This is a genomic window from Brevibacterium sp. CFH 10365 (assembly GCF_009299785.1).
Classification (GTDB): domain Bacteria; phylum Actinomycetota; class Actinomycetes; order Actinomycetales; family Brevibacteriaceae; genus Brevibacterium; species Brevibacterium limosum.
Genome location: NZ_VIGO01000002.1, coordinates 217,684 through 244,605 on the forward strand (window position 1 = coordinate 217,684; position 26,922 = coordinate 244,605).

Genomic DNA, 26,922 nt, shown 5'->3' on the forward strand with positions numbered 1-26,922 from the left:
TCACGGGAAAGGAAGCCTTCATGTCCGCAGACGCCACCGCCGCTCAGAGTGCTGACCCGGCGCCCACGTTCAGACTCTGGAAGAAGATACAGGAGCTGCCTTTGGGCAACTGGCTGTTCTCGCAGGCCGTCTGCTTCAAGGCGCCCTACTTCCGCACCGTGCGTCCGCTGATCAGGGAGCTGCGGCCGGGCCTGTGTCGCGTCACAGCGCCGAATCGTCGCGGAATGCGCAACCATCTCGGCACGTACCACGCGATCGCATCGTGCAATATGGCCGAGATCGCCGGAGGGATGCTCACCGAGGCGACTGTGCCCGCCACGCATCGGTGGATTCCCGCAGGAATGACCGTCGAATACAACGCCACGGCCACCACCGCAGTCACGGCGATCGCCCGTCTCGAGGAGATTCCCGAGTTCGGAGCCGAGAAGTTCGACATCATCGTTCCCGTCGACGTCCTCGACGCCGACGGCACCGCCTTCGTCACAGCTCGCATCACGATGCACATCTCGCCGAAGAGGCGTTGAGGCGCTGCGGCCCCCACCGCCCCCGCAGTGATGAGCCGTCGGCACTGAGGTGGTCGACTCCCCCGTCGGTCGGCCGCCTCAGGGCCGGCGGCGGTATGCAGAGTCGGGCAAGTGAGCCTCAAGCCGATTGATGAGGCTCATCGATTTTCCATATCCCGACTGGTGGGAATTTCTGACCGAACTATGGCCCCTGACCGGTTGGTCAGTATAGGTTGTTCCTGCGCACCGCGTGATGGTATACCAATGCGGCTTGCCGGTGTGCGTCCCTGCAACTCAACAATGAAGTGAGGAGCTGACCATGCCCATGGCCAGCGGTTCGGCCGACTACATAGGCCTCGCAAATGCACCGATTCTCTGGATACTCGCGATGGCGGTGATGGGCGTCGTCGTCGTACAGTCGCTCATCTACATGACCGCTGTGAAGAAGAACGCCGAGTCCGCAGGAATGAGCCAACAGGAAGTCCGTTCGGCCTTCCGCGCCGGCGGGGTCGCCGCGATCGGCCCATCCCTGTCGGTGGTTCTCGTCGCCATCGCCCTGCTTCCGCTGTTCGGCACTCCCCCGGTCATCGTCCGCGTCGGCCTCATCGGATCCGCCGCCACCGAGGTGGCCTCGGCCTCTCTGGCCGCAGGGACCATGGGCGCCAACCTCGGTGATGAGACGTTCACCCGCGGAGTCTTCATCGTCGCGCTGATGGCCATGAGCCTCTCGGGCGCCGGTTGGATGATCTCCACCCTGATCCTCACCCCGATCTTCAGACGCAGCTCGCACAAGCTCGAGAAGGTCAATCCCGCACTCATGTCGATCATCCCGGGCGCGGCGCTGCTCGCGGCCTTCGCGGCCCTGACCTTCCGGGAGCTGCCCAAGTCACCGACCCACGTCATCGCCGTCGTCGTCTCGGCCGTGGTGATGAGCATCTGCCTGCTGTTGGCCAAGACGCTCAAACAGAACTGGCTGAAGGAATGGGGACTGGGATTCTCCCTGCTCATCGGCCTCGTCGCCGCCTACTTCGCCCACTATGCCGGTCTCGGCCTGCCCGAAGCCTGAGGAGAGAACATGTCATCGCTCATCACATCACCCTCACATGCGGCATTCGAGCGCACCACCAGCCGGTGGGGGTCGATCACGCTGTTCATCGGATTCCTCATCGCCACCTCGGTGCCCTTCTATCTGCTCTTCGTCGCGGATGCGAACATCGACGTCGCGGAGATCCTCAAGGGATTCCTCGCCGTGTTCGCCGTCTACGGAGTCTTCTACATCGTCGAACCTCTCACCTACTTCCCGATCCTCGGACCAGCCGGCATGTACCAGGCCTTCATGATCGGCAACGTCTCGAACAAACTGCTGCCCTCGGCGATCGTCGCTCAGGACACGATCGGTGCGAAGCCGGGGACCCGCAAGGGCGAGTATGCGGCCACGATGGCCATCTGCGGGGCCGCGATCATCCACGTGGCCTCGATGATCATCTTCGTCGGCATCCTCGGGACCTGGCTCGTCGCCCTCATCCCCGAGCCGATCACCCTCGTCGCCAAGCTCTACATCCTCCCGGCGATCCTCGGCGGTGTCACCGTGCAGCTCATCGCCTCCCTCAAACAGGTCAAATCCACACTCATCGCACTCGGCATGGCGGCGCTGGTCATTCTCGTGCTCGTTCGGCTGGTTCCCGTGCTCGCTCCCGGGGACGTCGCCATCGTCGTCTTCCTGACCATCCTCATCACATGGTTCACCCGCAACAAGGCGGTCACGGACAAGAGAGCCGGAGGTGACGGCACCGATACCGTCGGCATCAACTGACGCCAGAAGACGACGGCATGCGCTCGGCGTTCGACTGCCGAGACCGCCGACCATCTTCGAGAATTCCTGCCAAGATGGCACCAGACCACTGCTGAAAGGACAACATGTCTCTCAATCCCGCCCTCCGCACGTCGATCAGTGCCGATCTCGACCAGACGATCGCGGACTACAAGCACTTCCATAGCACTCCCGAGCTGTCGATGCAGGAGACGAACACCGCCGCTGAGATCGCCTCCAGGCTCCAGGCACTGGGACTGACCACGCACACCTTCGGGGGCACCGGAGTCGTGGCCGTGATCGAAAACGGTGACGGGCCGGTCATCGGCTACCGTGCCGACATCGACGGACTGCCGATCGCCGAGGACACCGGACTCGACTACGCCTCCACAGCGGACGGCACTCTTCCCGACGGCGAGACGACGAACGTCATGCACGGCTGCGGTCATGACACCCACATCACGGTCGGGCTCTATCTGGCCAAGCACCTCATCGCACACAGGGACCTGTGGTCGGGAACAGTGGTCATGATCTTCCAGCCCGGGGAGGAGACCGGCCAGGGTGCACGGGCAATGCTCGACGACGGACTCTGGGACCGGATCGTGCGCCCCGACGTGATCTACGGCCAGCATGTGTGGCCTGGCGTCGCCGGCCACGTCTACGTCAGCAGCGGTACCGCCATGGCGATGTCCGACTGCCTGCGCGTGACCGTCAGGGGCAAGCAGGCACACGGCTCTCAGCCGGAGAACGCGATCGACCCGATCGTCCTCGGCGCCTATATGATCACCCGCCTCCAGTCGGTCGTGTCCCGTGAGATCTCCGGCAACGACATGGCCGTCGTCACCGTCGGCACCTTCCACGGAGGACTCAAGGAGAACATCATCCCCGACTCCGCCGAGTTCAAACTCAATATCCGCACCTTCAACGAGGAGGTCCGCGAAGTCGTCCTCGACCGCGTCCGACGGGTCATCCTCGCCGAGGCGCTGGCTTCCGGAGCACCGGAACCCGAGATCGAGGAGATGTACCGGTTCCCGCGCTGCTTCAACGACCCCGCGGAGACGGAGTCGTTCCTCACCCATGCCGGAGCCGAACTCGGAACCGACCAGGTCCACCTCGATAAGCCGGCCACCGGCAGCGAGGATGTCGGAGCGTTCGGCGATGACATCGGAGTCCCGTACGTGTACTGGTTCTTCGGCGGCTACTCCCCCGCGAAATTCGAAGGCGAAGAGACCCCACCCGGGAATCACTCCCCGTTCTTCGCCCCCGACGATGTCGAGACCACTCTCGAGACCGGCATCAGGGCCGCGCTGTCTGCAGTGCTGAGCAAGGTCGGAAAGGACAACGCATGACCGATGAGATGCGATGGTGGTCGACTCGTGAGCTGGCCGCCCGGATCGCTGCCAGAGATGTCTCGGCCCGTGAGGCGCTGCAGGCTCACCTCGACCGCATCGATGAGGTCAATCCCGCTCTCAACGCCGTGATCACCCGTGATGACGAGGCCGCCTTGGCTCGGGCCGAAGCAGCGGATGCCGCGACTGCTCGCGGTGAGAGCTTCGGCGCGCTGCACGGAGTGCCGATGACGCATAAGGACACTCACGACACGGCGGGGATGCGGACGACCTGGGGTTCGCCGCTCATGGCCGACCGCGTGCCCGAATCGGATGCGCTCATCATCGCCCGCCTCAAGTCTGCCGGGATCACGACGACGGGCAAGACGAATGTGCCCGAATTCGCTGCCGGCTCGCACACCTTCAATGAAGTGTTCGGAACGACCGTGAACCCCTATGACCGGACGAAATCCGCTTCGGGCTCCTCCGGCGGAGTCGGAGCGGTGCTCGCGGCAGGCATCCAGGCCTCCGGGGACGGATCGGATATGGGCGGATCGCTGCGGTCGCCGGCATCGTTCAACAACGTCGTGGGGCTGCGACCGAGCAACGGACGCATCCCGCATGTGCCACCGGGCAATCCGTTTGCGTGGCTGGGCCAGAGCGGTTTCATGGCACGCACGGTCTCCGATGTGGCGCTGCTGATGTCGGTGGCCTCCGGGCCGCATGCCTCCGCGCCGGCATCGATCGTCGAATCGGGCAGGGTCTTCGACCTTCCGGAGTTCGCGCTCGATGCGGACTACTCCCCCGCCCTCACCGGTCTGCGGGTCGGCTTCAGTCCCGATCTGGGCGGACTGCTGCCGGTCGAGACCGAGGTTGCGGAGATCGTCGCGTCCACCGCCCAGGTCTTCGCCGGCCTCGGCGCACAAGTGGATGATGAGATTCCGAACCTCACCGACGCCGATGAGGTATTCAACGTTCGCCGTGCCCTCGACTTCATCGGCTCCTGGGGAGGGCTGTACGAGGCGCATCCGGACATGATCAAGGAATCGGTCGGATGGAACATCCGCATGGGCCTCGATCTCACGGGCGCCGAGGTGGCCTCGGCCGAATCCGCACGCACTCGCCTGCACGGCGAGATCGACCGCTACTTCACCGAGCACGACGTCCTCGTGCTCACCACCTGTCAGGTCCTGCCGTTCGATGCGGACATCGAGTATCCGACGCAGATCAACGGAGTGCAGCTGTACAACTACCTCGACTGGATGCGGGCGCTGTGCCTCATCTCGGCGACCGGGTGCCCGGCGATTTCGGTGCCGGCCGGGTTCTCGGACTCGGGCCTGCCCGTGGGCGTCCAGATCGTCGCGAGACCAGGTGCTGATGTCGAGCTGCTCCGAGTCGCGCACGCCTTCGAAGCAGCGACCGGACACCACGCCCGGCGGCCGGACCTCTGAGCAGACCCCCCCCGCGCCGAGCTTCGAACTGCCGAGTTCCGAACTGCCGAGGTCACGGATTTGACGCAGGTATGGCAAACCTGGGCGGAGTTTGCCGAGCCTTTCCACACTGGAACCGTTCTAGAAAAGGTGTCAGGATATTCTCTAAGCAGGCGGAATGGATCCGCCTCGAACCGCAAAGGAGTAAAAGATGCACCTGAGCCCCGCCATGCAGAAGGCCCTCAACGAGCAGGTCACCCTCGAACTCGAAGCCTCGCTGGTCTACCTCCAGCTCTCCATCCAACTCGACGACCTCGATCTGCCCGGAATGACGCGCTGGATGCGTGCTCAGTCCGAAGAAGAGCAGGTTCACGCCGCGAAGTTCACCCAGCACTGCCTCGACCGCGGATTCGCCCCTCAGATCGGCGATATCGCCGCTCCGAAGGTCTCCGGTTCACAGCCGATCGACTTCTTCAAGGCAGCACTGGCCCACGAGGAGAAGGTCTCGGAGTCCATCCGCAGCCTCTACCGCACCGCCCAGGACGAAACCGACCTCGACGTTCTGCCGCTGCTCCACTGGTTCATCGACGAGCAGGTCGAGGAAGAGTCGAGCATCTCCGAGATCATCGGCCGTCTCGAGCGCGTCGGCAACGACGGTGCCGGTGTCCTGCGCATCGATTCCGAACTCGGCTCACGCCACCCTGATATCACCGCAGACAGCGAGTGACATCTGCAGACTGATCACTCAGGCTCAGCGCTTCGATCGAGCGACATGAGCCGAGTGCGAACTCGAATCGAGCACTCAGCGGCCGATCCCTCTGCGGGGTCGGCCGCTGAGCTGTCTGGACCCGAGACACGGGCGAGAAGGAACCGAACTCAGCCGAGCACGGATTGTCCGATGAGAAGCACGACCGGCAGTGTCACGAGCATGACGACGGTCTGGCCGGCGATCAGGGCGGCCATGAGCCTCGCATCTCCCCCGAGCTGTCGGGCCATGACATAGCCGGAGCTCGCCGTCGCAATCGATTGGAAGATCAGCCCGACCAGCGCCGGCACCGTCGGTATGCCGACGATGGACAGAGCCGCCAGAGACAGCCCCGGCAGGACGAGCAGCTTGATGATGGTCGACGCGATGATGGCTCGGGCATGGGCTCGCATGGAGAACGTCCGCAGACCGGCGCCGACACACAGCAGACCGATGGGCAGCGAGGCGGCCGCCAACGGATCGAGGACTGTTGCCGCCACGACCGGCAGACCCAGCCCGCTGATGTTCGCCACCGCTCCGGCCACGCAGCCGAGCACCAGAGGATTCGTCACGATCGCACGCAGCAGCGCAAGCAGAGAGCTCGGCCCCGTGCGCAGGAGCTCGAACCCGAGGCTCGAGATGACATTGACCGTGGGGACGAGGATCGCGGCGACGATCGCAGCCACAGCACTGCCTTCTGAGCCGAACAGGCTTCCCGCCAGGGACAGGCCGATATAGGTGTTGAAGCGGATTCCGCCCTGCAGCACCGAGGTGAAGGCGGGGAGATCGCGGGCGATGACCCGACGCGCCAGGACGATGCCCAGGGACACGATCACTGTGGGAACGACGAGCGCCGCCGCCAAGCGCGCGAGCGGGACATGAGCCACGTCCACCTCGGCGACGGACGTGAAGAGGAGCACCGGCAGCAGACAGTAGTATGCGAGCTTCTCCGCACCCGACCAGAACTCCGGACTCCGAAATCCCGGCAGCCTCCCCAGCACGAGGCCGAAGGCGATGAGCACCGTGACGGGAAGGAGGGCGAGAAGTATGGGAACCAGGCTCACAGACTGAGAATTTCATGAGTTCGGAATCATTTCAAAGTTGAGTGTGTTTGACTCAATGTAGGACCCGAACGAAAGGAAGCACATGGCTACACGTTTCGACCCCTTCCGTGACCTCGACCGATTCTTCTCCGAGGTGACCCGGACACCGAATGCCACCACCTTGCCGATGGACCTCTACCGTGACGGTGAAGTCTTCATCGCCCGCATCGACATGCCCGGAGTCGATCCGAGCAGCATCGATGTCGACGTCGAGGACCGCACGCTCACGGTTCGTGCTCGCCGCGAATCCGAGGTCGCTGACAAGGACGTGAAGTGGCTGACCAGGGAACGCACCAACGGCACCTATGCCCGACAGCTCACGCTCGGCAACCGGGTGGCACTGGATCGCATCCGCGCCGATTACAGCGACGGCGTTCTCACGCTGACGATCCCCGTCGCCGAGGAGGCCCGTCCGCGGAAGATCTCCGTCTCGCACGCCTCCGGACAGACCGCCCCCGAGGTGGTCGAATCGTCCACGTCGGACGAGCCCCGCTCCCCCGGCGTCGACAGCTGACTCGAGCGCAGAACTCCAGCGCAGAGAAGTGGGCCGAGGATCGGACGCAGATTGGCCGCTCGGACGCTGACAGCGGGCCGCACCTGAACCAGGGTGCGGCCCGCTTCGTTCGGTCAGCGACGTTCGAGGAGGTAGGCCAGGCACAGATACGGCAGATCCACCGTGTCCGGCACCGGATGTTCGACCCGGAGGTATTCGCGCAGGTTCGATTCGACCCGAGTTCGAGTCGTCTCGTTCGAACGCAGCCAGTAGGAACGTGTGCGAGCCAGATCGACGATTCCATCGACGGACAGCTCGGTGGTGAAATCGACGATCAGGTGATCGGTGAGAGTCAGTCCCCCGCCGGGTTGGGGCCGGTACTGAGGTCGGTACACGTCACCGGCGTGCATGATCCGGCTCAGACGCAGCACCCAGTCGACGCGGACGTCGAGTTGGTTGATGAGGATGAGCAGCCGCCCTCCGGGCCTGAGGATGCGGGCCACCTCGGCGGCGGCCCTCGCTTCGTCGAACCAATGCCAGGCCTGAGCCACGGTGACGAGGTCGAGGCTGTCCGAATCCAGACCGGTGTCCTCGGCGGTGCCGACCATGGTGGGGGCAGGATTGCGTTCGAGTGCCGCCGTGTCGGGATCGACGGCGATGAGATCCGTGCCGTATGCGGCCAGCCTGCGGCTGAGGATCCCGGTTCCGGCGCCCAGGTCGCACACCCGCAGATCGGACCAGTTCCGGTCCCAGCCGGACAGAGCCAGGCCGAGGGCAGCGTCGGGATAACCGGGGCGCACCTCGTCATAGACTCCGGCCTGGGCGCCGAAACCGCGCCCGTGGGCTGCCTGCGCGCGTGGTCGCACCATCTGAGTCTGCCTTTCGCCGAGCCTCCACCGGCCGTTCGGGCGACCGCTCCAGACCACTCTAACGTCGTCCACGCACTGCGAGTCGATAGGATGGAGTCAACGGCCCGTTCCCAGCCCTAAGGAGCCACCATGTCCGCACCGTCCGACCTCCGATCCAAACTGGATGAGGCCTCCGCCGCCTACGAGGAATTCGCCTCTCGCGGCCTCGCTCTCGACATCACTCGAGGCAAGCCGGCCCCCGACCAGCTCGACCTCGCCGCCGATCTGCTCACTGCGGTCAGCGGCGACGACTTCCTCACTCCCAATGGGGTCGACACTCGCAACTACGGCGGTCTCGACGGGCTCATCGAACTGCGAGAGATCTTCGCGCCGCTGCTCAAGGTGCCGGCCGCTCAGCTGTTGGCCGGAGGCAATGCCTCGCTGACGTTCATGACCCAGGCCCTGACCTTCGCGCTGATGCACGGAACGGCCGTCGATGACCGCCCGTGGGGTCAGGGCCCGCACAAGCTGCTGTGCCCCGTGCCCGGCTACGACCGCCATTTCACCCTGGCCGAATCCCTCGGCTTCGAACTGCTGACCATTCCCATGGACGAGGAGGGCCCGATCATCGCCGAGGCCCAACGCCTGGCAGACGATCCGGCGGTGAAGGGCATGTGGCTGGTGCCGATGTATTCGAATCCGACCGGAGTCACCATCACCGAGGCGCGGGCACGGGAGCTCGCGGCGATGCCGACCGCTGCGCCCGACTTCACTCTGCTGTGGGACAACGCCTACGGGGTGCACCATCTGCGTGAGGACCATCCGGACAATCTCGACATCCTCTCCCTGTGCGCCGAGGCGGGCAATCCCGAACGGGCGTGGATCTTCGCCTCGACCTCGAAGATCACTCATGCCGGCGCCGGAGTGTCGTTCTTCGCCGGGGGCCCGGCCACGGTCGACTGGATGCGAGCGAACCTCGGGAAGGTCGCCATCGGTCCCGACAAGATCAACCAGCTTCGCCATGCCCGGTTCTTCTCCGACTCCGCCGGCGTCGAAGCGCATATGCGCAGGCATGCCGAGATCATCGCGCCGAAGTTCGATGCCGTGCTCACTGCACTGCACAACGGCCTCGGAGCAGACGATCTGGCGCATTGGACCTCACCTGACGGCGGCTACTTCATCACTCTGACGACGATGGAGGGCATCGCCGATCGGGTCGTCAAACTCGCCGCGGAGGCCGGGGTGAAGCTGACCCCAGCCGGTGCCACTCACCCCTACGGGCTGGACCCGCACAACAACATCATCCGCATCGCCCCGACGATGCCGACCCTCGAGGAGGTCGAACTCGCAGCTCAGGGACTCGTCGCGTGTGTGCGACTGGCCAGCTATGAGAAGCTTCTGGCCGGCTGAGTTCCAAACAGCGCCTGCATTCCGACAAGAGCTCGATTGCCACACATCTGTCTGACTGCCGGCTGAGACAAGTCCGCCCCGAACCGAATGGTTCGCGGCGGACCTGTCTGTTCCAGGAGCTTCGGCGCTGATCTCGGCTGCGGCGGGAACCGCAGTGCCGACCGGACGGTGCCGGTTCGGCTCAGTATTCGTAGAAGCCGCGTCCCGACTTCACACCGAGAAGGCCGGCATCGACCATGCGCGAGAGCAGGATCGGCGGCTTCGCGGCGGGATCGCCGGTCTCCTCATAGATGCTCTGTGCAGCGTAGAGGCAGGTGTCGAGTCCGACGAGGTCGGTGAGCTTGATCGGCCCCATCGGGTGGGCGCAGCCGCCGACCATCCCCGCGTCGATGTCTTCCTTCGTAGCGAATCCGGACTCGAGCATCCGGATGGCGCCGATCAGGTACGGGATCAGCAGTGCGTTGACGATGAAGCCGGGACGGTCGTCTGCCTGGATCGGGTTCTTGCCGAGCACGTCGGCAGCGAACGTGGTCACGGTGTCACGGACATCCTCGGCGGTGAGGACCGATGAGACGATCTCCACCAGCGGCTGCACGGGCGCCGGGTTGAAGAAGTGGACGCCGAGCACGCGTTCGGGACGCGAGGTCGACTGGGCGAAGCGGATGATCGGCATCGACGAGGTGTTCGAGGCCAGGATCGCCTCCGGGTCGGTGACGACCTCGTCGAGTTCGGCGAAGATCGACTTCTTGATGTCTTCGTTCTCGCTGGCGGCTTCGATGACCAGCTGACGATCGGCCAGATCGCCGATATCGGTGGTGAACCGCAGTCGGCCCAGTGCCTCGTCGCGGGCCGCGGCCTCGAGCTTGCCCTTGTCCACTGCGCGGGCCAGGGACTTCTCGATGCGGGCACGACCGGCGGCCGAAGCCTCCTCGTTGATCTCACGGACGATGACGTCGAGTCCGGATTTCGCCAGGACCTCGGCGATTCCGGCTCCCATGAGTCCGCTGCCGATGACGGCTGTGCGCTGGATGCTCATAAACTTCTCCTTCTCAGTCGTTTTGGTCGATGTCGTGCGAATCGGTCTGCTCAGGACATCCGTGCGAGGAACCAGTCGGCCGAGCGGATCGCCTTCATGGCTTCCCGTCGGCGCTCCCCGGGCAGGGTCTGGATGTAGACCTGCCCGTCGAGGTGGCCCACCTCGTGTTGGAGCATCTGAGCGAAGACCTCCGTGCCTTCGATCTCGATCGGCTGATTCTTCGCATCCACCCCGCGCACCCGAGCGAACTCGTAGCGCGGGGTGGGGAAGAACAGTCCGGGGACGGAGAGGCAGCCTTCTTCGATGTCGCGCAGCTGCCCTCCGAGTTCGACGATCTCGGGGTTGATGACATATCCGGTGCGACCGTCGAGGTCGTAGCCGAAGGCCCGCAGACCGACTCCGATCTGTGGGGCGGCGACCGCCGCACGGCCCTCGGGCCGTGCGGTGTCGACGAGGTCGGCGGCGAGGGCGTCGACGCTGTCGTCGAAGACGGTCACCGGTTCGCACTTGCTGCGGAGCACGGGATCTCCCCACAGCCGGATCTCGCGTTCAGGCATCGATCACCACGACGAGGTCCCCGCCTTCGAGCTGCTGGACGTCGGCGATGGCCACACGGGAGATGGTTCCCGCCGTCTGCGTGGTGATCGTCGCTTCCATCTTCATGGCTTCGATCGTGGCAACGGTGTCTCCGACGGCGACCTTGTCGCCTTCGTGGACCTGCATGGTCACGACACCGGCGAACGGGCTGCCGACATGGCCGCGGTTGTTCGGGTCGGCCTTCTCTGCCGTCTTGACCTCGCTCTCGACGGACCGGTCACGCACCTGCAGAGGCCGCAGCTGTCCGTTGAGGGTGAACATGACCGAACGCATTCCGCGCTCGTCGGTTCCGCCGATGGCCTGGACGCCGATGAGCAGGTTCTTGCCCTTGGCCAGCTCGACGGCATGTTCTTCGCCGCCGGTGAGACCGTAGAGGTACTCGGAGGTCTCGACGACGGAGAGGTCACCGTAGTTCGAGCGCATCGCCTGGAATTCCTTCGTCGGTCCGGGGAACAGCAGCTCGTTGAGCTTGTCTTTCCGGTCTCGGCCCGGCGTCTCCAGGGCTGCCGCGTCCGCGGGCTCGAGGTGCTCGACGAGCGGCTTGGCGGAGCGACCGGCCAGTGCCTTCGTGCGGAACGGCTCGGGCCATCCTCCCGGAGGGTCACCGAGGTCGCCGCTCAGGAATCCGATCACCGAATCCGGGATGTCGAACTTGTCCGGGTTCTCCGCGAACTCCTCAGGCGAGACTCCGGCGCCGACGAGATGGAGGGCCAGATCGCCGACGACCTTCGAGGACGGGGTGACCTTGACCAGGTGGCCGAGGATCGAATCGGCGGCCGCATACATGTGCTCGATGTCTTCGAACCGCTCCCCCAGGCCGAGTGCCACAGCCTGCTGACGCAGGTTCGACAGCTGGCCGCCGGGGATCTCGTGACGGTAGACGCGACCGGTCGGTCCGGCGAGTCCGGACTCGAAGGGTGCGTAGAGTTTGCGCACCGATTCCCAGTAGGGCTCGAGGTCGCTGACGGCGTCGAGGCTGATACCCGTGTCGCGGTCGGTGTTCTCGAACGCGGCGACGAGAGCGGAGAGGCTCGGCTGGCTGGTGGTCCCGGCCATGGCCGCCGAGGCGGCGTCGACGGCATCGGCACCGGCTGCGGCCGCAGCATAGAGGGTGGCCAACTGTCCGCCCGCTGTGTCGTGGGTGTGGACGTGGACGGGCAGGTCGAAGTTCTCGCGCAGAGCCGTCACGAGCTTGGCCGTGGCGGCGGGGCGCAGCAGACCGGCCATGTCCTTGATCGCGAGCACATGAGCTCCGGCGTCGACGATCTGCTCGGCCAGGCGCAGATAGTAGTCGAGGGTGTAGAGCTCTTCCGTCGGATCGAGGATGTCCGAGGTGTAGCACAGGGCCACCTCGGCCAGCGCCGTGTTCGTTCCGCGCACGGCCTCGATCGCCGGTCGCATCTGCTCGACGTCGTTGAGGGCGTCGAAGATGCGGAAGATGTCGATGCCCGTGCGAGCAGCCTCATCGACGAAGGCGTCGGTGACCTCGGTCGGGTACGGGGTGTAGCCGACGGTGTTGCGGCCGCGCAGGAGCATCTGCAGGTTGATGTTGGGCACTGCGGCGCGCAGAGCCTCGAGACGCTCCCAGGGGTCCTCTCCGAGGAAGCGCAGCGCCACATCATAGGTGGCACCGCCCCAGGCTTCGATGCTCAGCAGTTCGGGCGTCATCCGGGATACATGGCCGGCCACGGCCAGAAGATCGCGGGTGCGCACGCGGGTGGCCAGCAGCGACTGGTGAGCGTCACGGAACGTCGTGTCGGTGACGGCCAGGGCGGTCTGCTCGCGCAGGGCGCGGGCGAAGCCCTCCGGCCCGAGCTCGGCGAGGCGGTCGCGGCTGCCCGGAGCGGGACTCGCGGAGAGATCGATGTTCGGCAGCTTGTCGCCGGGGCGGATGCGCAGGCCCGGTTCGCCGTGGGGGCGGTTGACCGTGACATCGGCGAGGTAGTCGAGCAGCTTCGAGCCGCGATCGGCGCTCACGCGAGCGTCGAAGAGCTGCGGGCGTTCTTCGATGAAGGACGTGGACAGGTCGCCGGCGACGAATGCGGGATCGTCGAGGACGGCCTGCAGGAATCCGATGTTCGAGGACACACCGCGGATGCGGAACTCCGCCAGAGCGCGCTTGGCACGGCCGACGGCCTGAGCGAAATCGCGGCCACGGCAGGAGAGCTTCACGAGCATCGAGTCGAAGTGGGGGCTGACGGCGGCACCGGCGTGGACGGTTCCGCCATCGAGGCGCACGCCTGCACCGCCGGCTGAGCGGTAGGCGGTGATGGTTCCGGTATCGGGACGGAACGAGTTCGCGGGATCCTCGGTGGTGATGCGGCACTGGAGGGCTGCTCCCTTGATGCGCATCTCATCCTGGCGCAGGCCGATCTCTTCGAGGCCGGCACCGGCGGCGATGCGCATCTGCGAAGCCACGATGTCGACGTCGGTGATCTCCTCGGTCACGGTGTGCTCGACCTGGACGCGCGGGTTCATCTCGATGAAGACGTGCTTGCCGGCGCGCGGGCCGTCGGTTTCGAGGAGGAACTCCACGGTGCCGGCATTCTGGTAGCCCAGCGCCTTCGCGAACTTCAGGGCGTCTGCGTGCAGGGCGGCTGCGATCTCGGGATCCAGGTTCGGGGCCGGAGCGATCTCGACGACCTTCTGGTGACGGCGCTGCACCGAGCAGTCGCGCTCGAAGAGGTGGATGGCATTCGAGTCGTTGTCGGCGAGGACCTGCACCTCGATGTGACGGGGACGCTGCACGGCCTGCTCGATGAAGACCGTGGGATCTCCGAAGGCGCCTTCGGCTTCACGCATGGCGGCCTTGAGGGCGTCTTCGAGGTCGGAGGCCTGCGCCACGCGGCGCATACCGCGTCCGCCGCCGCCGGCGACGGCCTTGACGAAGAGGGGGTACTCCATCGATTCGGCATCGGCGAGAAGCTGCGCGATATCGGCCGATGGACGGGTGGAGTCGAGCACCGGGATTCCCGCATTGCGTGCGGCGGCCAGTGCCTGGACCTTGTTTCCTGCCAGTTCGAGCACGTCGGCCTGGGGGCCGATGAAGGTGATGCCCGCTTCGGCGCAGGCGCGTGCCAGGTCGGGGTTCTCAGAGAGGAAGCCGTAGCCGGGGTAGATGGCGTCGGCGCCGCTCTCCTTCGCCACCCGCAGCATCTCTTCGACGCTGAGGTATGCGCGGACGGGGTGGCCTTCCTCACCGATCATATAGGCTTCGTCGGCCTTCATCCGGTGTTCGGAATTGCGGTCCTCATAGGGGAAGACCGCGACTGTGGAGGCTCCGAGCTCATAGGCGGCACGGAACGCACGAACGGCGATCTCTCCGCGGTTGGCCACGAGAACTTTAGAGAACATAGGTGTCTCTCACTTCTGTAACGGCCGCACTGGGCGACTGGTCGACAAGCTGTCGGAAACATACTCTACTCAGTGACCTGGAACACCTCTGCGGCCGGGGGTCGACTTTGGACTGAGACGTGAGTCTCGGCGTGGTCGGCACGGCTCGGCAGCTGCCGATACGTTAACGTAGGAGGGTGCTTGTCCTAAGTATCAGCAGCCTCAAAGGCGGAGTCGGTAAGACATCCGTGACGCTCGGTCTGGCCTCGGCGGCCTATAATAGGGGGATTCCCACTCTGGTCGTCGATATGGATCCGCAGGCGGACTCGTCGACCGGCCTCGATGTGCCGACGTCGACGCGTGTCGACATCGCCGATGTGCTCGCTGCTCCGAAGTCCCAGAAGATCCTGTCCGAGGCGATCATCCCCTCGGGGTGGGTCGGCGACAGGCTCGGCCACCTCGATGTGATCTCCGGTTCGCCGCGTGCCGCGGAATTCGATCGGCCTTCGCTGTCCGAGCGTTATCTGCGCCGACTCGAAGATGCCCTGACCCGGATCGCCAAAGGCTACCGGTTGGTCCTCATCGACTGTCCGCCCAGCCTCAACGGTCTCACCCGCACGGCGTGGACGGCGAGCAATCGGGTCGCGGTCGTGACTGAGCCCAGCCTGTTCTCCGTCGCCGCTGCCGATCGCGCCCTGCGCGCGACGGATGAGCTGCGGCAGCGCGGCGCCTCAGACCTGCAGCCGCTCGGCCTGGTCGTCAACCGGGTGCGTGCCGGTTCGACCGAACATGACTACCGCATCAAAGAGATGCGTGAGATGTTCGGCCCCCTCGTGCTCAATCCGCCTCTGGCCGAACGCGCTGTCATGCAGCAGGCCCAGGGGTCCGCGCGACCCATCCACTCCTGGCCCGGCAAGCCCGCCGAGGAAGTCGCCGGCTCCTTCGACGCCCTTCTCGAACGCGCACTGCGCTCGGAGAGCATCCGTGGCCGTCGAGCTGGCGATGCGAAGCCGAACCAGGCCAAGCCGAACCCGGCGAAGTCGAATCAGGCCAAGCCGAACCAGGCCAACTCGAATCAGGCGAAGCTCGAGAAGAAGTAGCCTCTCCCCCAGCACAGCTATGCGACTGCCGCCCTGACACTCTGTTCGGGCGGCAGATTCGTCTGCAGCGGCCCGTATTCGGAAGGAATGTCCCCCGAACATCGGCTCGCCGCCTGAACCCGTCGTCGTTTGTGGTCACTGAGCCGAGGGAATCAGGGCGTTTCTGCCGATTCTCCTCGGGGGAGCGACCACAAACGGGAGGCCTGAGGCAGCCTGAACGGGCGCGCTGGGGAATCCATGGCGCCGACATGCCGCTGCCGTCCGCACATGTGGACCATGGACTTGACCAGTCACCGGTGAATAGCAGAGGCGGCCCGTCCCGTGGACGGACCGCCTCGACGTTTCAGCGGGACAGAAGTCGGCTGGTTGTCAGCCGGACTTGCGTGCGCGGCGTGCAGCGAGCTCGTCCATGGCTTCGATGGCCGCTTCGTCTTCGAGGACTCGTTCGCTCGGGAACTCGGAGAGCGTACCTTCGACTTCGTTCCAGACCCGGCCGACCGCGATGCCGAAGACGCCCTGTCCGCCCTGGAGCAGGTCGACGACCTCATCCGGCGAGGTGCATTCGAAGACGCTGGCGCCGTCGGACATGAGGGTGATCTGGGAGAGATCCTCGACGCCGCGGGAACGCAGGTGCTCAACCGCTGTGCGGATCGACTGCAGTCCGACGCCGGTGTCGAGAAGCCGCTTGACGATCTTGAGGACGAGGATGTCACGGAAGCTGTAGAGCCGCTGGCTTCCGGATCCGGTCGCATTGCGGATCGACGGGGTCACCAGATCGGTGCGCGCCCAGTAATCGAGGCGACGGTAGCTGATGCCGACGACCTTGCAGACGGTGGGACCGCGGTAGCCGGCCTCTTCATCGAGTACGGGCAGATCATCATCGAACAGCAGCCCTTGAGCTGCTGACGGCATCGGCGTCATGTCGACGCTTTCATGACTTGAGCGGTTCACACCGACTCCTCCTTAAAGTCCCTGGGGGAAGCGAAGGTCGCTTGGAAGGACCGAGAACATAGTCATTCTAGCCCTCTTCTCAGCGAACCTACAGTGGGATTCAACAACTCCAAGTTATTCTGCCGTCCCAGCCAGGACAAACACCTCGAGGTAACAATTTCAGCGTGTCGCCGTTACCGCAGTATTCGAACATGTCACATGGATGAGATTCAGGCGTTGCGGAGCGGGAGGAGCCAGGTTCTTCAGGCTGAAGCCGAGGTGTTCTCGTCGCCGGATTCCGGCTCATCTCTGCTCGAGCCCTGCGTCTTCGCAGCATCCTTGCGCTGGGCCGCGTCCCTGCCTGTGGAGACGTCTTTGCCCTTGGCAGAGTCCTTATCGGATTCCGGCTTCTTCGGCTTCGCGCTCGTCAGCAGTTTGGTCTTGACCGTCGACGCATAGGAGTCGACATATTCCTGACCGGACAGGCGCATGATCTCGTACATGATCTCGTCGGTGACCGAACGCAGCATGAAACGGTCGACCGGCAGACCCGAATACTTCGAGAAGTCCATGGGCGCGCCGAAGACGACCCCGACACGCCGGAGCTTGGGGATGAGGCGGCCGGCAGGCTGCAGCTTGTCCGTGCCGATGATGGCCACGGGAACCACGGGCGCGCCGGACTCGAGGACGAGACGTGCGATGCCGGTGCGCCCACGGTAGAGCTTTCCGTCGGGCGACCGGGTGCCTTCGGGATAGATGCCCAGGGAATTGCCCTCGCGCAGAACCTTCAGCCCCGATTCGAGCGAAGCCTGCGATCCCGAGCCGCCTCCTCGGTCCATGGGCAGCTGATTGTTGAGTTTGAAGAACCAGCGTGTCACCGCACCCTTGATGCCGCGACCGGTGAAGTAGTCCTTCTTCGCGAGGTAGACGACGGGCCGCGGGGCGAGCAGAGGGACGAAGATCGAGTCCATGAAGTGATTGTGGTTTCCCGCGATGATCGCTGGGCCCTCGGTCGGCAGACTGTCCAGGCCCCGCACCCAAGGGCGGAAGAGGATCCGCAGGATGGGTCCGGCGAGGACTCGCTTGAGAAACCAGTAGAACACGCGCACCCTTCCAACTACGACTCTTTGTCGTCCTCGGCAATCATATATCGACACGAACCATGAACAGCCAAGTCCGGGAGAACACATCCGTGCCATGCTGGAACCATGGAGATCGATTTCACACTCAGGCCGGATCCGGCGGCCGCCTACCGCAGCCTCGGTGCCGGCTCATCCGTCGCGGTCCTCTTCCTACACGGGCTGACCGGTTCACCTGTCGTGTGGGTGCCGATCGCCAGGGCTCTCGCGGCCGAGGGCATCGACGTCAGCGTTCCGCAGCTGCCCGGACACGGCACCTCGTGGCAGGAGATGGGTCTCACGGCGTGGTCTGATTGGCTCGGTGATGCGCACACGGAGCTCGGTCGGCTGCGGGCCGACCATGACCGGGTCATCGTCGCCGGTCTGTCGATGGGCGGTTCACTGGCGCTGGCTCTGGCCGCAGCCGAGGGAGCACCCGACGAGATCATCGTCGTCAATCCCGCCCTCTACGTCGACTCCCCCTTCGCTCCCCTCCTGCCGGTGCTCCGGCATGTCGTGCGCACGATTCCGTCGATCGGCGGCGATATCGCGCACCCGGATCGCGACGAGTACGCCTACGAACGGACCCCAGTGGCTCCCCTGTCCACGTTCCACCGGGCTCTGAGGATCCTGCGGGAGGATCTGTGGAAGATCGACTGCCCCGTCACCGCCATGATCTCCGGTGAGGACAATGTCGTCGGGCCGCGAACGCTGCGTGCCCTGCGTTCAGGTCTTCCGCGTCCGCCCCACATCGTCGCACTGCGCCGGTCCCGCCATGTGGCCACTCTCGATTTCGATGCGCACACCATCGCCGAGGCGGTCCTGGCGAAAGCCCGCACCGAGGCGGTCGAGTCTTCCCCGTCCGAGACCGGGGAATAGCTCGGCCGGAGGAATTGCTGGAACAGATATGAACGACGACGGCAGCGCTTCGACTCCCGACGATGAGGGCCGGGAGGATTGGCGACGAGACGTTCCCGACCCCGAGAGGATCGGTCACGATCGTTCGCGCATCAGCGACGAGGAATGGGACGACCTCGTCCGGCAGATCGCCGAGCCCTCAGCGACGATGGGCGATATGCCCGTCGAGGATGTTCGAGACGCTCTTGAGGACGCCGAACATTGGGAGCCCGACCCTGCCGAACCGATCGGGTGGCGCACCGCTTCGCCCACATTGGTGCTGTCCTGGGCCGCCGCCCTCGGCGCGGTTGCGCTCCTCCTCGTCGGTGCCATCTTCTTCAGGCCTCTTCCCGGGTGGTATCTGCTCATCGGTCTGGCCGTCGGCATCGGCGGAGCGGTCGGACTGTTCTTCCACCTGCCGAGCCATCGCTCCGCCGACGACGGCGACGGATCCTCGGTGTGAACGGTGCTGACCACCCCTCGTGTCACCGGCGCCTGAGAGACTGAGCTCCATGACCGCCCCGTTCGACCGCGCGCCCAGCGCCCTGCACACTCAGCTGTCCTTCGACAGCCTCGGCACTCCCCTGTCCGACGTCACCTTCGTCATCGTCGACCTCGAGACGACCGGCACCCGGGCCGGGCAGTCGGAGATCACCGAGATCGGAGCGGTCAAGACTCGCGGCGGGGAAGTCCTCGGCGAATTCCAAACCCTGGTCAAACCCGAACACTCCGTGATCAGCCCGTTCGTCGCCCGGCTCACCGGCATCACTCATGCGATGGTCGACGACGCCCCGCCGATCAGATCCGTGCTGCCGAGCTTCCTCGAATTCTCCATCGGTGCAGTGCTGGTGGCCCACAACGCGCCCTTCGACATCGGCTTCCTCCGCTCGGCCTGCGAACGTCTTGACTACCACTGGCCGGCACCCACGGTCCTCGACACCGTCACCCTGGCCCGACGTGTCGTCGGCCGCGACGAAGTGCGCAACCACAAGCTTTCGACCCTCGCCGCTCATTTCGGCACCCAGGTCGAACCCGATCACCGCGCGCTCTCCGATGCTCGTGCGACCGGAGAGCTGCTCCACCACCTCTTCGAACGCTTCGGCGGCTACGGTGTGACGACCCTGGAGGAGCTGTCCACCGTCAGACAGTCGGGATGGGCGAAACGTCAGGCGAAATCCCATTTGGCCAAGGGCGTCCCGCCGGAACCCGGCGTGTATATGTTCCTCGACGGCACTCGCCGGGTCCTCTACATCGGCAAGTCCGGGAATATGGCCAGACGCGTGCGTGGCTATTTCAATGCCTCGGAGAATCGGGGCCGCATGGCCGAGATGATCACTGCGGCACAAGAGGTCAGCTGCCTGCCCTGCGCTCATGCCCTGGAAGCCGAAGTCCGCGAGATCCGCCTCATCGGCGAGCTGGCTCCGCCCTATAATCGACGGTCGAAGAACCCGGAGCGAAATTCCTGGATCGTGCTCAGTGATGAGCTGTTCCCGCGGCTGTCGGTCGTCCGGGCGAACTCCGCGCTCGAACGCTCTCCCACCCCGCCGCTGGGGCCGTTCCGTTCCCGGAAGTCGGCGCAGGCCGTCAAGGAGCTCCTCGATACGCTCTACCCGGTGAAGAGGTGCACGGCGAACATCACGAAGCGCAGCCTCGGCGAGCATCGTCCCTGTGTAAGTGCTCAGGTCGGTCAGTGCGGCGGTCCGTGTGCGGGGATCACGGATGCCGACGACTACCGGAAATCCATCATCGAGGTCTTCGCACTCCTCGGCGGCGATCTGTCGTCGCTGCAGCGTCTGGCCGCAGAGAGGATGCAGCGCCTGGCCGGAGAGGCCAGATATGAGACGGCCGCCGAGGTCCGTGACGCGATGCGCTCGGCGGTGTCGATCGCGGCACGGGCCGAACAGGTGTCGGCGTTGCGAAGGGCCCCTGAACTGGTCGCTGCGGCGCCCGGCTTCGACGCGGGCTGGGATCTGGCCGTCATCCGCCACGGCAAGCTCGCCGGCGCCGCCCATGTGTCTGCCCGCGCGGCCATCGGCGACTCGGTGTCAGTGCTGCGTTCGACTGCCGAATGGGTTCCCGCGCCCGGGCAGCTGCCGCAGGAGACCGACTCTCTTCCGGAGGAGACCCGACTGCTGGCCGGCTGGTTGGAGACAGCCGAACTCCTCTCCGCGAGAACTGCGGACGGCAGCGGCTGGTCGCTGCCGCGGAAGGGAGCGACCAGCCACGCACACAGCTCAGGAGCGGTTCGTCTCAGCGACTCGGTGTGAGACCTCGATGAGCTGCTGGAGCTTCTCGGCGCCGCCGCCTGTATCGATGGTCTCCACCGCCGTTTCGAGTTTGAGGGCCAAGCGCTCGGTGAAGCTGCCCACAGCCGATTCGTCGGCGGCCACGAGAGCCGCTGCTGCGTTGATGGCCACGATGTCGCGCACGGCCGATCGTTCACCGTCGAGGACCGCACGGGTGATCGCGGCGTTCTCGTCCGGACCGCCGCCGCGCAGATCGTCCTTCGTCGCCCGTTCGATGCCGAGGTCGAGAGCATCGAACGTCGAGTGCTCGATCTCGCCGTGACGGACTTCCCACACATCGTTGACGGCGGTGTTGCTCAGCTCGTCGAGACCGTCTCGTGACCGGAACACGACAGCCTGGTGTCCGCGTTTGGCCAGTGTGCCGACGACGAGAGGAGCCATCTGGGCGTCGGCGACGCCGATCGCCGTATGCCGGGCTCGCGCCGGGTTCGTCAGGGGGCCGAGGATGTTGAATGCGGTGGGGACGCTGATCTGGCGTCGCACTGCCGCGACGAACTGCATCGACGGGTGGAAGACGTTCGCGAAGCAGAAGGCCAGCCCCACCTCTTGGGCGATCTCACCGGTCTGTTCGGGCGTGATGTCGAACCGTACGCCGAGAGCTTCGAGCACATCTGCTGAGCCCGACGCCGAGGATGTCGCGCGGTTGCCGTGTTTGACGACGCACTGGCCGGCCGCGGAGATGATCATGGCCGCAGTGGACGAGATGTTCGCCGTCTTCGCGCGGTCGCCCCCTGTGCCGACGATGTCGACGGAGTCTTCGAGCCCGGGCAGGGGAACCGCATGATCCATCATCGCCGCCACGAGGCCGGCGATCTCTTCGACCGTCTCGCCCTTCGTATGGTGCGCAGCGAGAAATGCGGCCATCGTCACATCCGGAGTCTTGCCCGACATGATCTGATCCATCGCCCAAGCCGCCTGGTCGCCATCGAGGTCCTGCTGGTGCATGAGAGCCATGAGCAGGTCGGGCCAGTTCACGGTGGCCGCCGGAACCGTGATGCGGGCCTCGGAAGCCTGCGCTGCCGAGGTGGTCAGGGGCGTGGAATCGGTCATCCGTTTGAACTCTCACTAGGCGTTGCCGCCGCCCCGATGCTCAGGGCGGACCTTACCTGCGGCATCCTATCGTGACTTCGACACGCGGGCGGAGGATGCTCCCGGAACGAGATTTCGGCACCAGGTCGCGGTTTTTGCTACGTCGTGTAGAAATTTCTTTCTCGAAACCTGGGTAAAAGATGAAAACTCACCCCGAGACGGGTAATAATGGGGTTGTGTCAACTGCCACTGCATCTCAAACAGCGCCAGCACATCCGGTTGTCAATCGTCCGAATGTGACCACGGTGGGCTTCATCGTGTTCCTCGCGAGCGACCTGATGTTCTTTGCCGCGCTCTTCGCCATGTACTTCACCGTCCGGTCCGTTGTTCCGGAGCTGTGGGAGGCGAGGACCCAGATCCTCGACATCCCCTATGCTCTCGGCAACACGTTGATCCTGGTGTCGTCTTCGTTCACATGCCAGATCGGCGTGTTCGCAGCCGAGAGGTTCCGCCCACGGCGGACCGGCTCGCTGTTCAACATCGCCAAATGGGGAATGGTCGAGTGGTTCTACCTCACCTTCGCCCTGGGCGCGATCTTCGTCTCCGGTCAGGTCATGGAGTATGCGACCCTCGTCAGCGAGGGCATCGCGATCGACTCCGACGGATACGGCTCCGTCTTCTATCTGACCACCGGCTTCCACGGCATCCACGTGACCATCGGACTGATCTGCTTCCTGCTCGTCATCGGACGCGCTTACGGTGCGAAGAAGTTCGGTCACCACGAAGCCACATTCGCAATCTGCGTGTCCTACTACTGGCACTTCGTCGATGTCGTCTGGATCGGTCTCTTCGGCGTCATCTACCTGCTTCAGTAGGCGGCCTGAGATGCTCGGCCCCCAGGACTCACAACACTTCAAGCAAAGGACGATCAAGTGAAGCTTCTAGCAGATCGCCGCAGACATCCCATGGCGCTGGTCGCGCTTCTTCTCGTGGGACTGCTGCTGACCGGCGGAGCCTATGCACTCTTCACGCAGACTTCGAGCGCCAAGGCGGACACAGCCAGCGCCTCTGACATCGAAGAAGGCAAGAAACTCTTCGCGGCCAACTGCGCCACCTGTCACGGCATGAACGCCGAAGGCTCGAAGGCCGGACCCGGCCTCATCGGCGTCGGCGCCGCTGCTGTTGACTTCCAGGTCGGCACCGGACGCATGCCGTTGCAGGCCAACGGCCCGCAGGCTCGCGTCAAGGAACCGCAGTTCGATGAGGAGCAGACTGCTCAGCTGGCTGCCTATGTCGCTTCGCTGGGCCCCGGACCGGCAGTTCCCGAAGACGAGTACCTCGATGCTTCGAAGGGCGACCCGGCTGCCGGCGGCGGTCTGTTCCGCACCAACTGCGCCATGTGCCACAACGTGGTCGGCTCCGGTGGTGCACTGACCCGCGGCAAGTACGCACCGAACCTTTCCGAGGTCTCCGAGAAGCACCTCTACGAAGCGATGCAGACCGGCCCGCAGAACATGCCGATCTTCAACGACGCGAACCTGACTCCCGACGACAAACGCGATGTCATCGCCTACGTCAAGGAAGTCTCGGACAACCCCTCCCCCGGCGGATTCAAGCTCGGATCGCTGGGACCAGTGGCCGAGGGCCTGTTCATCTGGTTCTTCGGACTTGCCGCTGTCATCGGTCTGACAGTGTGGCTGTCATCCAGGTCCAAGTGAGTCCGACAGTGTCGTTCACCATCAATTACGAGAATAGACGGGGAATTCAATGACCTCGAAAGAGCACTCCGGCGGCGGCAGCCAGCTCGAGGAGTTGAACGGGTTCACGAACCCGGGTCTGCCTGAGCACAAGCCGCGCCTGGCCGACACGGACCCACGCGCCGAGAAGGTCGCCGAACGACAGGTGGCCGCCTGGTTCATCCTCTCGATGATCGGCTCCATCTGGTTCATCGTGGCCTATTTCCTGTTCACCCCGGGCGAATCGATGCAGAGCATCCGCCTCCACAACATGTTCGTCGGCCTCGGTGCCGCCGTCGCGATGTTCTCCATCGGCTTCGGCGCTGTGCTCTGGGCCAAGAACCTCATGAGCGATCACGAGGGCATCGACGAACGGCATGACATCGGCGGCAGCGAAGAGGATCAGGCGATTGCCCTCGAGATCCTCCACCAGGCCAAGGAGGAGTCGGGGATCGCCCGTCGTCCCCTGCTGCGCAACACGCTCATCGCCGCGCTTGCGATCGCGCCCCTGCCTGCAGTCCTCGTCTTCCGCGACCTGGGGCCCCTGCCGGGTGACAAGATGTTCAACACGCTGTGGCAGAAGGGCACCCGCCTCATCCGCGATGTGGGCGGTATCCCCTCGGCTGACTCCGAACGTCCGATCAAGGCCGAAGAAGTCACGATCGGCTCTGCCTACCACGTCCTGCCTTCGGGCATCGGCGACGAGGAGGCGAGCGAGCACCCGCTGAACGAGAAGGCCAAAGCCGCCGTTCTGCTCATGCGCATCGATCCCAATGAACTCAAAGAAGACCCGGACCGCAAGGACTGGTCGCACGACGGGATCGTCGCCTACTCGAAGATCTGCACGCACGTCGGCTGCCCGGTGGCCCTGTACGAGCACCAGACGCACCACCTGCTGTGCCCCTGCCACCAGTCGACCTTCGATGTGACAGAGCACTGCAAGGTCATCTTCGGCCCGGCCAAACGACCGCTTCCTCAGCTGCCCATCTCCGTGGACAGCGAAGGCTATCTGGTTGCCCAGTCGGACTTCCCTGAGCCTGTCGGACCTACGTTCTGGGAGATCAACCACCCATGAGTACTACACAGCCAACCACCACCATCGGGAAGGCGGCGAACTTCGCCGAAACCCGCGTCGGGGCATCCGTCCTCGTGCGCGAGTTCGGTCGCAAGATCTTCCCTTCACACTGGTCGTTCATGCTCGGCGAGGTTGCTCTCTACAGCTTCATCATCGTCGTCCTGTCCGGAACGTTCCTCACGTTCTTCTTCCAGCCCGCCATGGGCGAGCTCCACTATGACGGACCCTGGCTGCCGCTGCGCGGGGTCGAGATCTCAGAGGCTTACGACTCCACGCTGGCGATCTCCTTGGAGATCCGCGGCGGTCTGTTCATCCGACAGCTGCACCACTGGGGTGCCCTGCTGTTCGTTGCCGCATTGAGCGTCCACATGCTGCGTGTGTTCTTCACCGGTGCCTTCCGCCGTCCGCGTGAGCTCAACTGGGTCGTCGGTGTTCTGCTGGTCATCATGGGCATGGCCGCCGGCTTCACCGGCTACTCGCTGCCGGATGACCTGCTCTCCGGCAACGGTCTGCGAATCATCGACGGCATCCTGAAGTCGCTTCCCCTTGTCGGAACCTACGTCTCGTTCTTCCTCTTCGGAGGCGAGTTCCCCGGTATCGACATCGTGGCGCGTCTGTACACCCTGCACATCATGATCGTGCCGGCACTGCTCATCGCCCTCATCGGCATCCACCTGATGTTCGTCGTCGTTCACAAGCACACCCAGTACCCGGGTGCCGGCAACACCGAGAAGAACGTCGTCGGAGAACCGGTTCTGCCGACCTTCGCGGCCAAGGGCGGAGGATTCTTCTTCCTCATCTTCGGCCTGCTCTCGCTCATCTCGGCTCTGTTCACGATCAACCCGATCTGGAACTACGGTCCTTATGATCCGTCACCGGTCTCCGCTGGTACGCAGCCTGACTGGTACATCGGCTGGGCCGACGGATTCCTCCGCATCGTTCCGGGCTGGTTCGAGTTCTACATCTTCGGATGGCCGATCTCGTTCAATATCAACAGTGCCGTGATCGTCATGGGCGGCGTGTTCGCTGTCATGTTCATCTACCCGTTCTTCGAGGCGTGGCTGCAGAAGGACCATCGGGAGCACCATATCCTCGATCGTCCGCGCAACAACCCGACTCGTACCGCGATCGGCGTTGCAGGAATCATCTTCTACTGCAACATGTGGGCGGCCGCATCGGGTGACATCATGGCCGTGTTCTTCCAGATGTCGCTCAACGACTTGATCTACATCTTCCGGTTCCTGTTCTTCTTCGGGCCGATCATCGGTTACATCATCACCAAGCGCATGTGCCTGGCACTGCAGCGCAAGGACCGTGAGATCGCTCTGCACGGACGGGAGACCGCCCATATCATCCGTCTGCCCCATGGTGAGTTCCTCGAACGCCACGAGGCTCTTCCTCCGCACAAGCTGTGGAAGATCACCGCTTTCGAGTCGCCGGCTCACATTCCGGCGCAGCCGAACGCGGAGGGCAAGATCACGGGTATGGAGAAGCTGCGTGCACGGCTGTCACGCTTCTTCTTCGAAGATCGTGTTGCTCCGGTGTCGAAGCAGGAGCTCGAGGCTTCGCACCATGACCACGACGCAGTCGAGGGGTCGGACAACAAGGAGCTCGGTCACTGACCGGTTCGATCAGCCAAGTCCGAGGGGCTCAGCAGTTCAGCTGCTGAGCCCCTCGCTCTATTCATCAGCGCGGCGCAATTGTGGCACTCCCGCTCGGTTCTGTCCTCGGTTCGGTTCTGTCTAGGGTCATCCGATCCGCTCGAGGGCTGTATCTGACGAGGTGCCGACGCCGTCAAGGAGCCTTCGAACCGACCGCGCCGCACAGATGCGAGGAGACGGGTTCGCGGTCCTCTCAGGGCCCACAGCGCACTCATGGTGAGCTCCTGCGACCCCGAGCGATTCGAAGCCGTCTCCCACTCCCCCTGTTGGGCCCAGTTCATCGATCAGCATCACCTGGTTCGTCGGACCAGTTCTGGTGGGTCTTCGTCGCGGTGGTTCACTATCGATCTGCCCGCGCCGCTCATTCGTCGCCCCTGTTCATCCTCTCCTCTGCCTGCGTAAGCTGACTGCTGCGCTCAGCACAGTGAACCCGT

General features: G+C 64.6%; 24 protein-coding genes. 16 read left to right on the plus strand and 8 right to left on the minus strand.

The annotated features are described in order from the left end of the window. Positions 1–20 precede the first annotated feature (20 nt). The 6 genes from FHG09_RS04255 (at position 21) to FHG09_RS04280 (ending at position 5,798) form a co-directional block, all read left to right on the plus strand. Positions 21–524, plus strand: coding sequence for a hotdog fold domain-containing protein (locus tag FHG09_RS04255; protein ID WP_152346459.1), 504 nt, complete (start codon positions 21–23; stop codon positions 522–524). 298 nt (positions 525–822) lie between these two features. Beyond that, positions 823–1,569 carry a DUF5058 family protein gene (locus FHG09_RS04260; protein WP_152346460.1) on the plus strand — a complete coding sequence of 249 codons (747 nt, stop codon included), beginning with the start codon at positions 823–825 and terminating at the stop codon, positions 1,567–1,569. Positions 1,570–1,578: 9 nt separating this feature from the next. Continuing rightward, on the plus strand, positions 1,579–2,316 hold the full coding sequence (locus tag FHG09_RS04265) for a hypothetical protein (RefSeq protein ID WP_152346461.1): 738 nt from the start codon (positions 1,579–1,581) through the stop codon (positions 2,314–2,316). Between the two features lie 104 nt (positions 2,317–2,420). Beyond that, positions 2,421–3,662 (plus strand): amidohydrolase, encoded by a 1,242-nt coding sequence (locus tag FHG09_RS04270; protein ID WP_152346462.1) that lies wholly within the window; start codon positions 2,421–2,423, stop codon positions 3,660–3,662. Further along, positions 3,659–5,092: an amidase family protein gene (locus tag FHG09_RS04275; protein WP_152346463.1), complete on the plus strand. Its 1,434-nt coding sequence runs from the start codon at positions 3,659–3,661 to the stop codon at positions 5,090–5,092. Before FHG09_RS04270 ends, FHG09_RS04275 begins: the two co-directional genes overlap by 4 nt. A 190-nt stretch (positions 5,093–5,282) precedes the next feature. After that, positions 5,283–5,798, plus strand: coding sequence for a ferritin (locus FHG09_RS04280; RefSeq protein ID WP_152346464.1), 516 nt, complete (start codon positions 5,283–5,285; stop codon positions 5,796–5,798). A 149-nt stretch (positions 5,799–5,947) separates the two neighbouring features. Here FHG09_RS04280 and FHG09_RS04285 read toward each other — a convergent pair whose 3' ends face one another. Next, positions 5,948–6,880: an AEC family transporter gene (locus FHG09_RS04285; protein WP_152346465.1), complete on the minus strand. Its 933-nt coding sequence runs from the start codon at positions 6,878–6,880 to the stop codon at positions 5,948–5,950. A gap of 82 nt (positions 6,881–6,962) precedes the next feature. On the opposite strand from FHG09_RS04285, the gene FHG09_RS04290 reads away from it, so the two are divergent. Beyond that, positions 6,963–7,433 carry an Hsp20/alpha crystallin family protein gene (locus FHG09_RS04290; RefSeq protein WP_152346466.1) on the plus strand — a complete coding sequence of 157 codons (471 nt, stop codon included), beginning with the start codon at positions 6,963–6,965 and terminating at the stop codon, positions 7,431–7,433. Between the two features lie 113 nt (positions 7,434–7,546). Here FHG09_RS04290 and FHG09_RS04295 read toward each other — a convergent pair whose 3' ends face one another. Continuing rightward, positions 7,547–8,281, minus strand: coding sequence for a class I SAM-dependent methyltransferase (locus FHG09_RS04295; protein ID WP_152346467.1), 735 nt, complete (start codon positions 8,279–8,281; stop codon positions 7,547–7,549). A 129-nt stretch (positions 8,282–8,410) separates the two neighbouring features. Between FHG09_RS04295 and FHG09_RS04300 the strand changes: the two genes are divergently transcribed. After that, positions 8,411–9,670: an aminotransferase class I/II-fold pyridoxal phosphate-dependent enzyme gene (locus FHG09_RS04300; RefSeq protein ID WP_152346468.1), complete on the plus strand. Its 1,260-nt coding sequence runs from the start codon at positions 8,411–8,413 to the stop codon at positions 9,668–9,670. Positions 9,671–9,851: 181 nt separating this feature from the next. On the opposite strand, the gene FHG09_RS04305 is transcribed toward FHG09_RS04300, so the two are convergent. The 3 genes from FHG09_RS04305 to FHG09_RS04315 are packed head-to-tail and all read right to left on the minus strand — an operon-like array spanning position 9,852 to position 14,657. Continuing rightward, complete coding sequence (locus FHG09_RS04305; RefSeq protein WP_152346469.1) at positions 9,852–10,706, minus strand: 3-hydroxybutyryl-CoA dehydrogenase; 855 nt, start codon at positions 10,704–10,706, stop codon at positions 9,852–9,854. Between the two features lie 50 nt (positions 10,707–10,756). Then, a complete protein-coding gene (locus FHG09_RS04310; protein WP_152346470.1) occupies positions 10,757–11,263 on the minus strand; it encodes a peptide deformylase in 507 nt (168 codons plus the stop codon). Then, positions 11,256–14,657: a pyruvate carboxylase gene (locus FHG09_RS04315; protein WP_152346471.1), complete on the minus strand. Its 3,402-nt coding sequence runs from the start codon at positions 14,655–14,657 to the stop codon at positions 11,256–11,258. The genes FHG09_RS04310 and FHG09_RS04315 overlap by 8 nt, the downstream gene beginning before the upstream one ends. Before the next feature lie 176 nt (positions 14,658–14,833). Here FHG09_RS04315 and FHG09_RS04320 point away from each other — a divergent pair, with 176 nt between their 5' ends. Continuing rightward, positions 14,834–15,736 (plus strand): ParA family protein, encoded by a 903-nt coding sequence (locus FHG09_RS04320; RefSeq protein WP_227492541.1) that lies wholly within the window; start codon positions 14,834–14,836, stop codon positions 15,734–15,736. A 369-nt stretch (positions 15,737–16,105) separates the two neighbouring features. On the opposite strand, the gene FHG09_RS04325 is transcribed toward FHG09_RS04320, so the two are convergent. Both FHG09_RS04325 and FHG09_RS04330 read right to left on the minus strand, forming a co-directional pair. Then, on the minus strand, positions 16,106–16,687 hold the full coding sequence (locus FHG09_RS04325; protein ID WP_152346472.1) for a MerR family transcriptional regulator: 582 nt from the start codon (positions 16,685–16,687) through the stop codon (positions 16,106–16,108). Between the two features lie 242 nt (positions 16,688–16,929). Further along, positions 16,930–17,769, minus strand: a complete 840-nt coding sequence (locus tag FHG09_RS04330) for a lysophospholipid acyltransferase family protein (RefSeq protein ID WP_152346473.1) — start codon at positions 17,767–17,769, stop codon at positions 16,930–16,932. 105 nt (positions 17,770–17,874) lie between these two features. Between FHG09_RS04330 and FHG09_RS04335 the strand changes: the two genes are divergently transcribed. Genes FHG09_RS04335 through FHG09_RS04345 form a run of 3 tightly spaced genes read left to right on the plus strand, consistent with a single transcriptional unit; the run spans position 17,875 to position 20,948 of the window. Then, positions 17,875–18,663, plus strand: coding sequence for an alpha/beta hydrolase (locus FHG09_RS04335; protein ID WP_152346474.1), 789 nt, complete (start codon positions 17,875–17,877; stop codon positions 18,661–18,663). A 28-nt stretch (positions 18,664–18,691) separates the two neighbouring features. Continuing rightward, positions 18,692–19,144: a hypothetical protein gene (locus FHG09_RS04340; protein ID WP_152346475.1), complete on the plus strand. Its 453-nt coding sequence runs from the start codon at positions 18,692–18,694 to the stop codon at positions 19,142–19,144. Between the two features lie 49 nt (positions 19,145–19,193). Then, positions 19,194–20,948: a DEDD exonuclease domain-containing protein gene (locus tag FHG09_RS04345; protein WP_152346476.1), complete on the plus strand. Its 1,755-nt coding sequence runs from the start codon at positions 19,194–19,196 to the stop codon at positions 20,946–20,948. Here the strand turns inward: FHG09_RS04345 and trpD are convergent. Continuing rightward, positions 20,916–22,037, minus strand: coding sequence for an anthranilate phosphoribosyltransferase (trpD, locus tag FHG09_RS04350; RefSeq protein ID WP_152346477.1), 1,122 nt, complete (start codon positions 22,035–22,037; stop codon positions 20,916–20,918). The genes FHG09_RS04345 and trpD overlap by 33 nt on opposite strands. A gap of 284 nt (positions 22,038–22,321) precedes the next feature. On the opposite strand from trpD, the gene FHG09_RS04355 reads away from it, so the two are divergent. From FHG09_RS04355 to FHG09_RS04370, 4 genes are read left to right on the plus strand one after another with little or no spacing between them, the layout of a single operon-like run. Beyond that, positions 22,322–22,891 carry a heme-copper oxidase subunit III gene (locus FHG09_RS04355; protein WP_152346786.1) on the plus strand — a complete coding sequence of 190 codons (570 nt, stop codon included), beginning with the start codon at positions 22,322–22,324 and terminating at the stop codon, positions 22,889–22,891. Between the two features lie 57 nt (positions 22,892–22,948). Then, positions 22,949–23,734 carry a c-type cytochrome gene (locus tag FHG09_RS04360; protein WP_152346478.1) on the plus strand — a complete coding sequence of 262 codons (786 nt, stop codon included), beginning with the start codon at positions 22,949–22,951 and terminating at the stop codon, positions 23,732–23,734. A gap of 49 nt (positions 23,735–23,783) precedes the next feature. After that, positions 23,784–24,827 carry a ubiquinol-cytochrome c reductase iron-sulfur subunit gene (locus FHG09_RS04365; RefSeq protein ID WP_152346479.1) on the plus strand — a complete coding sequence of 348 codons (1,044 nt, stop codon included), beginning with the start codon at positions 23,784–23,786 and terminating at the stop codon, positions 24,825–24,827. Next, positions 24,824–26,449 carry a cytochrome b gene (locus FHG09_RS04370; protein ID WP_152346480.1) on the plus strand — a complete coding sequence of 542 codons (1,626 nt, stop codon included), beginning with the start codon at positions 24,824–24,826 and terminating at the stop codon, positions 26,447–26,449. Before FHG09_RS04365 ends, FHG09_RS04370 begins: the two co-directional genes overlap by 4 nt. Positions 26,450–26,922 lie beyond the last annotated feature (473 nt).